Here is a 13,494-nt window from a genome sequence, read left to right on the forward strand (position 1 = left end):
GGTTTTCCTGCAAGTCATTGTTTTTAGAGGGAGCGCAGTGATGCGGTCTGGCGACAGTGATAGCAGGAGGTGTGCCAAGGTTCTGAAGGCCCGGTTTAGAGGGGGAGGCAGGGTTGCGGTGAGCGGAAATCCGCTTATTGCTTATCCGGACATGCGCGGAAACTTGCCGATAGAGAGGCCGTAGCTGCACGGCAAGCCGGACTGCTACAGAGGGGAGGCGTTGTCGGTGAGGAAATCCTCCCGCACCAACCCATGGCGCTGCATCTTTTCGTTCAGGGTGCGGCGGGGCAGTTGCAGTTCATTCAGCACGGCCTTGATATCGCCTTTGTGCCGACTCAAGGCCGAGCGCAAACAATGGGCTTCAAACGCTTCTTGTTGGTCCACCAGCGACTGACCCACTGGCAAATCAACGGACGCCGGATTCTCCAGCCCCAGCACCTGCCGCTCCGCCGCGTTGGCAAGCTCACGCACGTTGCCCGGCCAGTCGTGGCTCAGCAGATGGCTCAACTGGCCACCACTCAAGGTCGGCACGGGGCGGCTCAGTCTTTCTGCCGATTGCCGAGAGAAATGGCCGAATAGCAGCGGAATGTCCTCGCGTCTTTCGCGCAGCGGCGGCAGACGGAGTTCGGCAATGTTCAGGCGATACGCCAGGTCTTCGCGAAAACGCCCGGCACGCGCCTCGTCCAACAGGTCCGGTTTGGTCGCCGCAATGATCCGCAAATCAACCTCGATGCTCTGGTTCGAACCGAGCCGCTCAAGACGCCGGTCCTGAATCACCCGCAGCAATTTCACCTGTTGAGCGAGGGGCATGCTTTCGATTTCGTCGAGGAACAGCGTGCCGCCGTCGGCGTATTCCAGCTTGCCGATGCGCTTGCCCTGAGCACCTGTGAAGGCGCCGCTTTCGTGACCGAACAGCTCGGCTTCGAACAACTGCTCGGGAATAGCCGCGCAATTGACCGCCACGAACGGTTTCTTCGCCCGGGGCCCGAAATCATGCAGGCAGCGAGCGACCATTTCCTTGCCACTGCCGGTTTCGCCGCGGATCAACACGTTGACCGGGAGTTGGGCCAGATCCTGCACCTGCCGTCGTAAGGTCTGCATCGTGGGTGACAGGCCCAGCAGCGTAGCGTCGAGCCGCGTTCGGGTGTCAGCCTGTTCATGCAGGCGGCGGTTTTCCAGGACCAGGGCGCGTTTCTCCAATGCACGACGCAGGCTGCTCAGCAAGGTTTCGGGGGTGAAGGGCTTTTCCAGAAAGTCGTACGCCCCATCGCGCATGGCCTCGACCGCCATCGGCACGTCGCCATGACCGGTCAGCAGAATCACGGGCAGGTCGGCATCACGGGTCTGCAATTCAGCGAGCAATTGCAGACCCCCCATGCCGGGCATCCGCACGTCGCTCAGAATCACGCCTGGAAAATGCGCGGGCAACGTGGCGAGGCAATCTTCGGCGCGGCTGAACAGCTGCACGTCGAATCCGGACAACGACAACCATTGTTCGACGGCCTCGCGGATGGGCGCCTCGTCATCGACCACAATCACCGAGTTCAACATGCGGGTTCGGCCTCCGGGGCCTGCGTGAGGGAAAAGGAGAACTGTGCGCCATTGTCGCGGTTTTCGGCGCACAGGCGACCGCCGAGCTCGTGCACGATGGCGTATGACACAGCCAGGCCCAGACCAAGGCCGTCGCCGACCGGTTTGGTGGTGAAGAACGGGTCGAAAATGTTCGCCAGATGCTCATCGGCAATCCCGCCGCCGCTGTCGGAAACGGACAGATGCCAATGGCCATTGTCGCCTTCGATGCGGATTTCCAGACGCTTGAGCGGTTTATCGCTCATGGCGTCCAGCGCGTTGCGCAGCAGATTGATCAGCACCTGTTCCAGGCGGATCGCGTCGCCGCGCACCCAGGCCGGGCGGGTCATGTCCAGTACGCAACTGACGCGTTCCTCACGAATGCGCGCATCCAGTAACAGCATCGCCTGATCAACCACGCACGCCAAGTCCACCCGTTCGCGCAGTCCGCTGGGACTTTTGCGGGCGAAGGTCTTGAGATGGCCCGTGAGGGCGGCCATGCGCATCAATTGCTGGTCGAGCGGGGCGAGCGCCTTGTAAGCGTCATCGACCCTGCCGTGGTCGAGCAACAGACGCAGCGTCGCCAGCTGCATGCGTTGCGCGGTGAGGGGCTGATTGATTTCGTGAGCCAGCGCGGCCGACATCTGGCCCAGCGCCGCCAGTTTGGTCGATTGCACCAGACCGTCCTGCGCGGTGTGCAGGTCGCGGGTGCGTTCGTCCACCAGTTGCTCCAGCTCTTCGCGGCTGCGTTGCCGAAGACGGGCAAGGCGCCAGCGTTGATAGAGGAACAGCCCAAGGAACACCAACGTCAGCCAGATGCCCGCAGCGGCCAGCGCAGCGTTGCGGACGTCTTCGGTCGCGGGTTGGGGTTTGCGCAGCAGGTGCAGAGTCCAGCCTTCGGGCTGCAGCGGCAGGGATTGCCAGAGGAAATCCTCCGCGCCATGGGGGCCGACGATCCGGCTCAAGTGGCTGTTGTCGTTGAACTCACGCAGGGGCTCATGGATAAGGGGCGACAGCGGCTGTTTGTCGTACTGGCGCGTGCGGGTCAATTCGGCGCGGTCCCGCTCGGACAGCGGTCGAAGCGCGCGATAGCGCCAGCCTGGCTGATTGGCGATAAACACGATGCCTTTGGCGTCGCTGACCAACAGCAGATCGTCGCCTTGCGCCCAGGTGTGTTCAAGGTCCGGGAACTCAAGTTTGACGACCATTGCACCGATGAACTGCCCTACATCGTCGTAGACGGCACTCGACAAGAAATAACCTGGAATGCCGCTGGTCACACCCACGGCGTAGAAACGCCCGACGCCATTGGCTTTGGTCTGGGTGAAGTAGGGACGAAAGCCATAATTATGGCCGACGTAGCTGCTGGGCAGCCGCCAGTTACTGGCGCCGATGGCCAAGCCGTTGCGGTCGAGCAGCTCCAGCGTGGAGGATTGTGCCGCGCCGTTGATCTGTTCCAGCTTGAGGTTGAGGGTCTGAGTGGTTTCAGGGCTGACCGGGCCTTTGAGCGCATCACGCAGTTGCGGGTCCAGCGCCAGAACGGCGGGCAGGGCGCGATAGCGTTCGATCAGGGTTTGCAGGGTGTTGGCGTAAAGCGACAGCTGGCCTTGCGCCCGTGCGGCGTCGTCTTCCAGTGAGTGGCGTTGCGCCTGATGCATGGCCAGCGTCGCGGCAATGACTGCGCCTGCGAGAATCAGGATGGTCGATAAGAGAAGACGGGCGGAGCGAGGCATAGCGAAGGGCCTGTCTACCTGAATGGGTTGACGCGTCGGGGCTGTTAACGCCGGACCCTGTGGGAGCGAATTCATTCGCGAAGCTCAGTTTCAAGCAATGCTGCTGCATCGTCTGAAACACACAATCGCAAATAAATTCGCTCCTACAGAACAGGTCTATTGCAGGGTGAAAGTGGTCTCTTTCACGTCTTCGGAGTCAAGACCGATCATTAGCTTGAAGTCACCTGCCTCAGCCGCGTATTTCAGCGACGGGTTGAAGAACTTCAAGTCTTCCTCGGTCAGCGTGAAGCTCACGGCTTTTTCTTCGCCCGGCTTCAGCATGATCTTCTGGAAGTTCTTCAGCTCTTTCACCGGACGGCTCAACGACGCTGCCACGTCACGCAGGTACAGCTGAACCACGGTTTCGCCCGCGACCTTGCCGGTATTCTTCACCTGAACCGTGGCGGTCAGCTTGTCTTTGCGGGTCATCTTGTTGATCGACAGCACGATGTCCGAAACGCTGAACTGGGTGTAGCTCAGACCGTAACCGAACGGGAACAGCGGGCTGGTCGGCTCTTCGAAGTAGTTCGACGTGTAGTTCGAATCGTTCGGGCGATACGGACGGCCGGTGTTCAGGTGGTTGTAGTACGCAGGGACCTGACCCACGGAACGCGGGAACGTCATCGGCAGTTTGCCCGACGGGTTGTAATCGCCGAACAGCACGTCTGCCAGCGCGTTACCGCCTTCGGTGCCGAGGAACCAGCTCTCGACCATCGCATCAGCCTGTTTGTTTTCTTCACCCAGCGCCAGTGGACGGCCATTCATCAGTACGATAACCAGCGGTTTGCCGGTAGCCTTGAGCGCTTTGATCAGGTCGCGTTGACGGCCCGGGAGCACCAGATCGACACGGCTGGCGGCCTCGTGGGACATGTTGCGGGACTCACCGACCATGGCAACCACCACATCCGACTGCTGAGCGACCTTGACCGCTTCATCGATCATGTCCTGCTCGGGACGGCCGTCGATGTGAATCTGGTCGTCCATTTTGTCCAGGTAAGCGATGGCTTCCTGATTGTCCGTGACATTGGTACCCGGTGCGTAAAGCAGCTTGGCCTTGTCGCCGACGGCATTGGCCAGACCGTCGTAAGCGCTGACGGTCTGACGGGCCAGGCCCGCAGCCGACCAGCTGCCGAGCATGTCCAGCGAGCTTTTCGCCAGTGGGCCGACCACGGCGATCGTGCCTTGTTTCTTGAGGGGCAGGGTGCCGTTGTCGTTCTTCAGCAGGACCACGCTGCGGCGCGCAACGTCACGAGCCTCGGCGCGATGCAGGCGGTTTTCGGCATCGCGGTCGGCCGGATCGTCGACTGCGGCGCCAATGCGCAGGTACGGGTTGGCGAACAGGCCCATTTCCCATTTCGCGCCGAGGACTTCACGCACGGCGTTGTCGACTTCCTGAACCGACACTTCGCCGCTCTTCACCAGCGCGGGCAATTCTTCGCCGTACGCCTTGTCGTTCATGCTCAGGTCGACGCCAGCCTTGATCGCCAGCTTCGCGGCTTCGCGGAAATCCTTGGCGACGCCGTGATCGATCAGTTCCTTGATGGCGCCGTGGTCGCTGACGGTCACACCTTTGAAACCCCAGTCCTTGCGCAGCACGTCTTGCAGCAGCCATGCGTTGGCGGTGGAGGGCACGCCGTTGATCGAGTTCAGCGCGACCATCACGCCACCGGCGCCCGCATCAATCGCGGCGCGGTACGGCGGCAGGTAGTCCTGTTGCATGCGCACCGGGCTCATGTCCACGGTGTTGTAGTCGCGGCCGCCTTCGACCGCGCCGTACAACGCGAAGTGTTTGACCGCCGCCATGATGCTGTTCGGCGCCTGGGTGCTGGTGCCCTGGAAGGCGCGGGTCATGGTGGCCGAGAGGCGCGAGACCAGATAGGTGTCTTCGCCGAAGCCTTCTGAACTGCGGCCCCAACGGGCGTCACGGGTGATGTCGACCATGGGCGCGAAGGTCATGTCCACGCCATCGGCGGCGGCTTCAATAGCCGAAACGCGACCGGCTCGGGTCACGGCGTCCATGTCCCAGGTCGATGCCAATCCCAGGCTGATCGGGAAAATGGTGCGCTGGCCGTGGACCACGTCGAAGGCGAAGAACATCGGGATTTTCGTGCGGCTGTGAATCACTGCGGCATCTTGCATCGCGCGGTTGTCTGGCAGTACCACGGAGTTGAACGTCCCGCCGATCCGGCCCGCCGCGATTTCCTTGACGATTTCCGACTTCGGCATTTCCGGCCCGATGCTGATGAGGCGCAATTGGCCGATCTTCTCGTCCAGCGTCATCTGCTTCATCAGGTTGGCGATGAACGCATTCTTGGCTTGCAGCGTGGAGGCATTACTGGCGGGTTTGACGGCGGTTTCAGCCCAGGCGGACTGACTGGCCAGACCGATGACAAGACTCAGTAAACACAGCTTATTCATGAATGATTTTCTCAAGGCGTGGACCGGCAACTCGCGCGAAATACCGGGTGGCCTTTGTTTTGGAGTGAAACCTTTGGTTTTTATTGTCATCAGGACGAGGCGGTCGCTGAACTCCTGGCGCATCAGGGCATCAGTAGCGCAGCGAGTTTTATCCGATTGCAGCCCGGCAATCCAGAGCCTGACGACGTAATGGGCCAAGATTATGCCGGGGATCGTCTGATTTGGCTAAAGTCATGTCTGACGGGACGACCAATGAAGGCATACCAAGGAGCGCGCAGGCCATGCAAATCGAGCGTTATGGGCACATTAGGGGCAGTCGTTACAATTTGTCACTGGCATTGCTGATGCTGCTGAGCACCCTGCTGGCGGGGTGTGGCATCAACAACATTCCGACCTACGACGAACAGGTCAAATCGGCCTGGGCGCAAGTGCAGAACCAGTACCAGCGTCGAGCTGATCTGATTCCCAACCTGGTGGAGACCGTGAAGGGCTACGCCAAGCAGGAGCAGGACACCCTGACCGCGGTGATCGAGGCACGGGCCAAGGCGACGTCGATTCAGGTGGATGCCAGCACGTTGAATGATCCGGCCAAACTCAAGCAGTTCCAGGACGCCCAAGGTCAGCTCACCGGCGCGTTAAGCCGGTTGATGGTGGTCTCCGAGCGCTATCCGGACCTGAAATCCAACCAGAACTTCCTCTCATTGCAGTCGCAGCTCGAAGGCACGGAAAACCGCATTGCTGTGGCCCGTCGTGATTTCATCGCTGCCGTCGAGAAATACAACACGGAAATTCGCACCTTCCCCGGTCGCATCTGGCATTCGGTGATGTACAGCGATTTGCCGATTCGTCCCAACTTCGAAGCCACTGCCGCGGACGCCGACAAGGCCCCGCAAGTGAAATTCTGATGCAGTGGGTGCGGCGGGGCGTCGCGGTCGCATTACTGGCAATGCTGGTGGGTGTGTTCGCCCAGCAGAGCGTCGCCGAGATCAAGTTTCCACCGTTGAGCGGCCGCGTGGTGGACACGGCGGACATGATCGACAACCCCGGCAGAGAGCATCTGTCCCAGATGCTGCGGGCGCACGAAGAGTTGACCACCGAGCAGGTCGTGGTGGTCACGGTGCCCAATCTCCAAGGCAGCACGATCGAGGACTATGGCTATCAGCTTGGCCGCTACTGGGGCATCGGCCAGCAGGGCAAGGACAACGGCGCGCTGCTGATCGTCGCCAAGGAAGAGCGCAAGGTGCGGATCGAGGTCGGGTACGGCCTGGAAGATCGTCTGACCGATGCGCAGTCGTCGGTGATCATCAATCAGATCATCACGCCGGCATTCAAGCAGGGTGATTTTGTCGGCGGCATCAATAAAGGCACGGAGGCCATCGTTCAGGTGCTGGGCGGTGATCCGCTCGCTGAGCCGGTGGTGGGCGCGACGGGCGGGGATGACGTGACCGACTGGCGCATGAGCCTGCTGTTCTTCGTGCTGTTCGTGGCGGCGGCGTATATCAGCATCCGTTGGGGCGGGGGCATTGGATTCATCGGTTCGGGCGGTTCAGGCGGCTTCGGATCGGGGGGCTCAAGTTCTCGTGGCTCGGGCTCCGGCGGCATGAGCGGAGGTGGTGGCAGTTTTGGTGGGGGCGGCGCCTCCGGTGGCTGGTAGTCGATGGCTCTTTATAAGGCATGACCCATGGCATTACTGACGGAAGACGAGCAACGGCAAGTCGCAAAGGCGATTGAGGCGGTCGAGCGCGACACGGATGCTGAACTGGTAACGGTGCTGGCGGCCAGTGCTGACGATTACGCGTATGCCCCGTTGATTTGGGCGGGGCTGGTCGCGTTATTGCTGCCAGGTTTGATCAATTTTTATCCAAGCTGGCTTAACGCCAACGAGCTGCTGTTGACCCAGATTGCGACCTTCATCGTGGTCGCATTGCTGTGCCGATTGCCCGCTATCAGCACGCGACTGGTCCCGGCGTCAGTTCGGCATTGGCGTGCGGGCAGCCTGGCCCGGCGGCAGTTTCTGGAGCAGAACCTTCATGCGACGCTCAACGGCACCGGGGTCTTGATCTTCGTCAGCGAGGCCGAGCGCTACGTCGAGATCATCGTGGACGACGGGATCGCCCGGCACGTGGACGACATGGTCTGGCGGTCGATGGTCGACGTGTTTACGCGGCAAGTCAGCGAGGGCCGGATTCTCGACGGGTTTTTGGGGTGCATACGGTCCTGCGGTGAGGTGTTGAGCGATCAGGTGCCGGTGACGCAGGCGCGCAATGAATTGCCGAATCGGTTAGTTGTGCTGGAGTAGCCTGATCCGATCTGCGGGCATGAGGTGGTAAATATTTATATCCACCTCAACCCCGTACCCGCCTAAAATGACGGCCTTGCATTTTTCGCTTCCCGAGGCTTCACCCGATGTCCGCTACTGCCCCCGCCGTCTTGTCTGCGCAGGATCACCGCGCCCAGTTCCTGAGCCTGCTCGACACCTGCCTGACGCAGAACTCGCTGATCAAGCTGGTGCTGGCCAAGTATGTCGGCAGCGAGGCCGATCTGCAGCGGATCATCATTAAGCCGACCACGATCAAGGATCAGCCATGCCTGTCCTTCGTCTATCGATACAAGACCCGCGACATCACCAAGAATCACCCTCTGACTGAAGCCCAGGCACTGATCGCCAATCTGCTGCCCGAGGCCTTCAAGAACGCGCATTTGCTGTCGCTGACTGACGAAGTGCAGCTGGAATCCAGCAAGAAAGGCAAAAGTACGCTGTTTCGCAACACGTCCCGGCAGCAGCGTGAAGCGCCCTCCGCCGAGCACGATCGCGAGAAGAAGCGCTATCTGGAGTTGAGCCGTCCGTTCCTCACCGACTTGGGTGTCACCAATAAACAGCATGAGCTGATTCCGGCCATGTCGCGCAAATGGAAGCAGATCAACAAATTCATCGAGGTGTTTTCCCACGCCCTGACGACGTCGCCCATCTCACTCGACAAGCCGGTGACGGTGGCTGACTTCGGTTCAGGGAAGGGCTATCTGACGTTCGCCATTCACGATTACCTGCGCAATACCTTGCAAGCGCAAGGCGAGGTGACTGGCGTCGAACTGCGTGAAGACATGGTCACCTTGTGCAACAACGCCGCCGCACGCCTTGAGCATCCAGGGCTGGTCTTCAAATGCGGTGACGTGCGTTCGGTCGTGCCCGGAAAGCTGGACGTGATGATCGCGCTGCATGCCTGCGATATCGCCACCGATTATGCGATTCATACGGGTATTCGCTCCGGTGCGTCGATCATCATGTGTTCGCCGTGTTGCCACAAACAGATCCGGCTGCAGATCCAGAGCCCAAGCCTGCTCAAGCCGATGCTGCAATACGGTTTGCACATGGGCCAGCAGGCGGAGATGGTCACCGACGCGTTACGTGCGCTGTTGCTGGAAGCCTGCGGCTATGAGACCAAGGTGTTCGAGTTCATTTCGCTGGAACACACCAACAAGAACAAGATGATTCTGGCGGTTAAACGCGCGACGCCAGCGGACCCTGTCGAGTTGCTGGCGAAGATTCAGGAATTGAAGGCGTTCTACAACATTCAGGAGCAGTGCCTGGAGACGTTGCTCCAGGCAGATGACCTGCTCGGCTAGACCCGAGTGGCGACCACGGGTTTCGGCGCGATGACGGCGGTCTTGCGTCCGATGGCCAATGTCACGACGACGCCAGCGGCAAAGAACCATGTTATCGGGTCGATGTGCTCACCGAAAAACAGCGCTGAAAAGGCCATGGTGAAGAACAGCTGCACGAGCTGGATCTGACTCACCCGTGCAATCCCGCCCATTGCCAACCCGGCATACCAGGCGAAGAAACCGATGAACTGCGAGAACAGCGATACGTAACCGAATGCCCACCAGGTGCCCATGGAAATGGCCCCTTGGTGCTGAGACGCCAGGTAGCCGACAGGGATGATCAGCACCGGGATTGAAATCACCAGCGCCCAGCAGATGACCTGCCATCCGCCCATCTGCTTGGCCAGTCGACCGCCCTCGGCATAACCCAGTCCCCCCACTGCCACAGCGCCGACCATCAACAGATCCCCGGCTTGCAGATTCCCGGCGCCGCTGATCAGCGCGTAGCCCAACACCAACACGCTGCCCATCGCCGCACAGATCCAGAATGCACGGGAAGGGCGTTCATGGGACAGCCACGCTGCGTAGATGGCGACCAGCAACGGTTGCAGCCCGTTGACCAACGCGCCGTGGGAAGCTGGCAACGTCTTCATCGCCCATGCCGACAGGACCGGGAAGCCGATGATCACACCCAGCGCGACGACCAGCAGTGCCTTGAATTGCGCGAAGGTCGGCAGCTTTTCCCGCCGCCACAGCAAAAGGGCGGCTGCCGGGATCGCCGCGACGAGCGCTCGGCCCAGGCCGTTGAGCAGTGGGTGGATTTCCTGAACGACGATGCGGGTCATGGGCAGGGTAAGGCTGAAAATCACCACCCCGACCAATCCGAGGATCATGCCGGTGTTTTCGCGAGAAGACATGCTGAATCGTGCCTTGTTGTTATAAGTGAAAAGAAGGCATTCATTCAGCCACAGATCGCACGTTTTTCCCCTTAACAGCTGGCGACAGAATCAACCGTACACTTTGATTTCAGGGGGGAAGCGCCGTTTGTGGGGATTTTTTCAACGGCCCGCTTCCGAGCATGAATCTTGGTGCAGAAATTGAATGCCATCTTCCTGCAACAGTTTGAGGGTCAAATTGCTGCCATAGAAAACCAGCCAGGAGAGCCATCGTGTCGGTCATCGGAAAGTGGGCGTTGCAAGGTGTCGTAGTGTTCGTGTTCGCATGGATGGCGACCGTAGCGGCTCAATGGTCAGGTAGCATCGTCAAATCGACGAGTAGCGACCGCCTTGCGGCGCTCAGCAGTGTTCGGTTATCGACCGAATCAGTGGCCGCCAGCGTTGGGAGGAAGGCTCATGGTAATGCCGTCGTCGTGGGGACGTTGTCGGAAAGTAACGAGTAAGCGTGCGCGTTTGGGAAGATTGGGAGCGGTGTGATTTGAGCGGTGAATGACCGGACCTTTTAAGGTCCGGTTTTTGTTTGCGAAGCAATCTCGCGTTTGCGATAGGGAAAAAATTTCTCTAGTATCCGCCGTCATGGCTACTGTACAAACCGACCGTAACTGGAAGATCAAGATTTATCCGGACGACCACGCCCCGCCGCATTTTCACGTGCAGACGCCGGATGGCGAGTCGCTAGTACAGATCGATGGCTTGAGAGTGCTCGGTAAAGGTGCCGAACCCAAAGCGCTGAAAGCTGCATTGATGTGGGCTCGGAGTCATACCGCCGAGTTATGGCGAGTCTGGTATGAGCAAAACCGGAGAACCTGATATGCCAAGCAAATTACGTATTGCTGCCGTCCGACCTGTTACAGGCAAACAATTACTTACCGTCGACTGGAACAACGGTAAGCGTCACACCATCGACTTGTCGGCGTTCCTGGATCAGTTTCCTGCTATGGCAGCGCTGAAGAACCCCGAGCGATTCGACCAAGTCGCAGTGGGTGAGTGGGGATTTGATGTCACCTGGGGAGATGGCCTTGAACTGGCTGCGTCGACGCTGCATCGCCTGGCGCTCGAACAATCCGGTGAAGTGATGCCCACCCGCGATTTCAAGCATTGGATGGCAAAGAACAACCTGTCGCTCTCCGCAGCAGCAGTCGAGCTGGGCTTTACCCGCCGAACCATTACCGCTTACAGCAGTGGTGCGGCGCTGATTCCCAAGCACGTTGCATTGGCATGCAGAGGATGGGAATACGAGCATCGCTGAAGGTGGCGATGTAAGAGATAGCTACCGACGCGAGTGGGATGATTCTGAGTTTTTGCCCGAGCCTTGAAACGCTGCATTCAGCTGCTCATAATTCGTTCGTCATCAGCGAAAGCTGAAAGGAGTCTGGATCTCTCTACGGAGATTGATCCAGCGGCGCAGCTAGGGCGATGCAAGTTCTGCTGCGTGTCGATAAAAGCCGCCTACGGGCGGCTTTGCTTTAACTGGAGAAAAGGATGCCTCTGTATTACCTGCCCAAACAGGGCGACGTGCTGGTGTGCGATTTTACGAGGGGGTTTGTGCCCCCTGAAATGGTCAAAGTCCGAAAGGTCGTTGTGGTCTCTCAGGCGAATAGGCATCGTCGTCGGCTTTGCACGGTTGTTCCCATATCTGCGACATCTCCGGAGACAGAGTTCGATTGGCACCATCTCCTGCGAGAGAATCCGATTGTTTCGGACGGCACCAAGCGGTTATGGGTGAAGTGCGACATGATTTACACCGTCAGCTTTGATCGGCTTGATAAGGTCCACCGGAAGACACGTAGAGGAAGAGAGTATTACGTCCCACGATTGAGTCGAAATGATCTGGAAGCGGTCATCGGCGGGGTCAAGGCCTATCTTCCGTTATGAGGGAGGCCAGCCAAATGGATCACCCCTTCTTCAACTCCACCGTTCCCTTCAACCGAGCCACCGGCACCGACAATTCCGGTTTCCCCAGTGGATGGCTCGTTGCATCAAAAAACTTCAATTCAATGTTCTGCCCTTCGAACAGCGCGCTGTAATGCCGCTTGCGGTGCTGAGTGAACGCTTCACTGCGGGGCAGCACGGAGATGGCGAGGGTTTTCGGTCTCGCTTGCAGGATGGCATTGAGGATGTGCCTATCCTGTTTGCCCAGCGTATGGCCAAAGAGGCATAAGTCACCCTGATGCCGGGCCAGTTGCGCGTGGCAGTAGGACAGGTAATCCGAGCCGCGGATGATCTTCATCTTGTCTTCGCTACGGCCTTCGCAGACGAACAGGGGCACGTCGTCGAGCGCGTTGACGGCGAAACTGCCCAGCAGCGTGCTTTCCGAGGACTGCAATTTCCGCGCGGTGCCATCGAAATTTTTCACCAGATGCATCCCGCCGTGCAGGTAGAGGATGCGGGTGGCGTGGCTGTCGGTTCGGTGAAGGTTGAATTCGGCGTCTTCGTCGAACAGGTCGTCGAACGGCTGGGCGCCGTGCATCACCGCCCAGTAGGCCAATAGATCGTAGTTGGTCGAGTAGACGGTGGTGTACTGGCTCAGGGCCTGGCTGATGTGAGCGATGGTAGAGGGCTCCATCAAACGCCACGGGATGTGCGCCGAGCGGATGCCGTGGATCAGCGCTTCCTTGATCGCGAAATAGCGATTGCGAGGTGATGACGAGCCAATGGTCAGGGCCGCGTTCACCCGCATTGCGACCTTGAGACCACTGAGCACCGGTTCGAAGTTTTCGGTCTCCATCGATTTGAACAGCGCCAGTTCGGTGGGACTCAGGGGCTTGTTCCGGGTCGTCTGGGCTAGTTCGAACAACGAGTCATAGGCGAAGTTTTTCCACACGGCCAGACTGGCGCCGTTGCCCAGCAGCAATCCTGTGCAGGGATGGTCTGTCTGCAGCTGGCTCCAGTCGGCCAGTTCGGCATCAAAATCGGTGAATTCCATCGTCTCGCTTCGCTGTCAGGTGAGCAGGTGCTGACCGGGGTCAGAACGGAGTGGACTTATAGGAACACAGGCCGAGCTTGTCAACGGCGCATCCCTCCAAGCTTCCCTCCACCCACCGCTCGGCAGAAAGTTCGAACCCGCCCAACCTCGGCGTCTCTAACCCCATGAACCCCACATCCGGTTCGCTGAGAGGTGCACATGACAACCGATCCAGTGAATACCCCCGCCGCGCAAAGCCCCGGCCCCAACC

The 13,494-nt window shown here is 59.5% G+C and carries 12 protein-coding genes; 7 read left to right on the forward strand and 5 right to left on the reverse strand.

Annotated features, from left to right (window positions below):
• Positions 1 to 204 precede the first annotated feature (204 nt).
• The 3 genes from GVN17_RS17870 to bglX form a co-directional block, all read right to left on the reverse strand.
• Positions 205 to 1,551, reverse strand: coding sequence for a sigma-54 dependent transcriptional regulator (locus GVN17_RS17870; RefSeq protein ID WP_166596577.1), 1,347 nt, complete (start codon positions 1,549 to 1,551; stop codon positions 205 to 207).
• Entirely contained in the window at positions 1,545 to 3,302 is a 1,758-nt protein-coding gene (locus GVN17_RS17875; protein ID WP_166596578.1) for an ATP-binding protein, read from the reverse strand. Before GVN17_RS17875 ends, GVN17_RS17870 begins: the two co-directional genes overlap by 7 nt.
• Positions 3,303 to 3,458: 156 nt before the next feature.
• A complete protein-coding gene (gene bglX / locus GVN17_RS17880; RefSeq protein ID WP_166596579.1) occupies positions 3,459 to 5,759 on the reverse strand; it encodes a beta-glucosidase BglX in 2,301 nt (766 codons plus the stop codon).
• Between the two features lie 281 nt (positions 5,760 to 6,040).
• Here bglX and GVN17_RS17885 point away from each other — a divergent pair, with 281 nt between their 5' ends.
• The 4 genes from GVN17_RS17885 (at position 6,041) to GVN17_RS17900 (ending at position 9,383) form a co-directional block, all read left to right on the forward strand.
• A complete protein-coding gene (locus tag GVN17_RS17885) occupies positions 6,041 to 6,664 on the forward strand; it encodes a LemA family protein (RefSeq protein WP_166596580.1) in 624 nt (207 codons plus the stop codon).
• Positions 6,664 to 7,413, forward strand: coding sequence for a YgcG family protein (locus tag GVN17_RS17890; RefSeq protein WP_166596581.1), 750 nt, complete (start codon positions 6,664 to 6,666; stop codon positions 7,411 to 7,413). The genes GVN17_RS17885 and GVN17_RS17890 overlap by 1 nt, the downstream gene beginning before the upstream one ends.
• A 27-nt stretch (positions 7,414 to 7,440) precedes the next feature.
• Positions 7,441 to 8,058 carry a TPM domain-containing protein gene (locus GVN17_RS17895; protein ID WP_166596582.1) on the forward strand — a complete coding sequence of 206 codons (618 nt, stop codon included), beginning with the start codon at positions 7,441 to 7,443 and terminating at the stop codon, positions 8,056 to 8,058.
• A 107-nt stretch (positions 8,059 to 8,165) separates the two neighbouring features.
• Entirely contained in the window at positions 8,166 to 9,383 is a 1,218-nt protein-coding gene (locus GVN17_RS17900; RefSeq protein ID WP_166596583.1) for an SAM-dependent methyltransferase, read from the forward strand.
• Here the strand turns inward: GVN17_RS17900 and GVN17_RS17905 are convergent.
• Entirely contained in the window at positions 9,380 to 10,279 is a 900-nt protein-coding gene (locus GVN17_RS17905) for a DMT family transporter (RefSeq protein ID WP_166596584.1), read from the reverse strand. The two genes, GVN17_RS17900 and GVN17_RS17905, sit on opposite strands and share 4 nt — an antisense overlap.
• 615 nt (positions 10,280 to 10,894) lie before the next feature.
• Between GVN17_RS17905 and GVN17_RS17910 the strand changes: the two genes are divergently transcribed.
• The 3 genes from GVN17_RS17910 (at position 10,895) to GVN17_RS17920 (ending at position 12,193) form a co-directional block, all read left to right on the forward strand.
• Positions 10,895 to 11,128 (forward strand): DUF4160 domain-containing protein, encoded by a 234-nt coding sequence (locus GVN17_RS17910; protein WP_166596585.1) that lies wholly within the window; start codon positions 10,895 to 10,897, stop codon positions 11,126 to 11,128.
• Positions 11,106 to 11,567: a DUF2442 domain-containing protein gene (locus GVN17_RS17915; RefSeq protein WP_166596586.1), complete on the forward strand. Its 462-nt coding sequence runs from the start codon at positions 11,106 to 11,108 to the stop codon at positions 11,565 to 11,567. Before GVN17_RS17910 ends, GVN17_RS17915 begins: the two co-directional genes overlap by 23 nt.
• 233 nt (positions 11,568 to 11,800) lie before the next feature.
• On the forward strand, positions 11,801 to 12,193 hold the full coding sequence (locus tag GVN17_RS17920) for a type II toxin-antitoxin system PemK/MazF family toxin (RefSeq protein WP_166596587.1): 393 nt from the start codon (positions 11,801 to 11,803) through the stop codon (positions 12,191 to 12,193).
• 19 nt (positions 12,194 to 12,212) lie between these two features.
• Here GVN17_RS17920 and GVN17_RS17925 read toward each other — a convergent pair whose 3' ends face one another.
• Complete coding sequence (locus GVN17_RS17925; protein ID WP_166596588.1) at positions 12,213 to 13,244, reverse strand: DUF4917 family protein; 1,032 nt, start codon at positions 13,242 to 13,244, stop codon at positions 12,213 to 12,215.
• Positions 13,245 to 13,494 lie beyond the last annotated feature (250 nt).

This window comes from Pseudomonas sp. SLFW (assembly GCF_009905615.1).
Classification (GTDB): domain Bacteria; phylum Pseudomonadota; class Gammaproteobacteria; order Pseudomonadales; family Pseudomonadaceae; genus Aquipseudomonas; species Aquipseudomonas bambusae.

What these genes read in the sequence shown, in the direction of transcription:
- GVN17_RS17905 (WP_166596584.1), bottom strand. Translation starts at nt 10,279, where the DNA reads ATGTCTTCTCGCGAAAACACCGGCATGATCCTCGGATTGGTCGGGGTG.
- GVN17_RS17900 (WP_166596583.1), top strand. Translation starts at nt 8,166, where the DNA reads ATGTCCGCTACTGCCCCCGCCGTCTTGTCTGCGCAGGATCACCGCGCC.
- GVN17_RS17925 (WP_166596588.1), bottom strand. Translation starts at nt 13,244, where the DNA reads ATGGAATTCACCGATTTTGATGCCGAACTGGCCGACTGGAGCCAGCTG.
- GVN17_RS17875 (WP_166596578.1), bottom strand. Translation starts at nt 3,302, where the DNA reads ATGCCTCGCTCCGCCCGTCTTCTCTTATCGACCATCCTGATTCTCGCA.
- GVN17_RS17910 (WP_166596585.1), top strand. Translation starts at nt 10,895, where the DNA reads ATGGCTACTGTACAAACCGACCGTAACTGGAAGATCAAGATTTATCCG.
- GVN17_RS17915 (WP_166596586.1), top strand. Translation starts at nt 11,106, where the DNA reads ATGAGCAAAACCGGAGAACCTGATATGCCAAGCAAATTACGTATTGCT.
- GVN17_RS17890 (WP_166596581.1), top strand. Translation starts at nt 6,664, where the DNA reads ATGCAGTGGGTGCGGCGGGGCGTCGCGGTCGCATTACTGGCAATGCTG.
- GVN17_RS17870 (WP_166596577.1), bottom strand. Translation starts at nt 1,551, where the DNA reads ATGTTGAACTCGGTGATTGTGGTCGATGACGAGGCGCCCATCCGCGAG.
- GVN17_RS17885 (WP_166596580.1), top strand. Translation starts at nt 6,041, where the DNA reads ATGCAAATCGAGCGTTATGGGCACATTAGGGGCAGTCGTTACAATTTG.
- GVN17_RS17895 (WP_166596582.1), top strand. Translation starts at nt 7,441, where the DNA reads ATGGCATTACTGACGGAAGACGAGCAACGGCAAGTCGCAAAGGCGATT.
- GVN17_RS17920 (WP_166596587.1), top strand. Translation starts at nt 11,801, where the DNA reads ATGCCTCTGTATTACCTGCCCAAACAGGGCGACGTGCTGGTGTGCGAT.
- bglX (WP_166596579.1), bottom strand. Translation starts at nt 5,759, where the DNA reads ATGAATAAGCTGTGTTTACTGAGTCTTGTCATCGGTCTGGCCAGTCAG.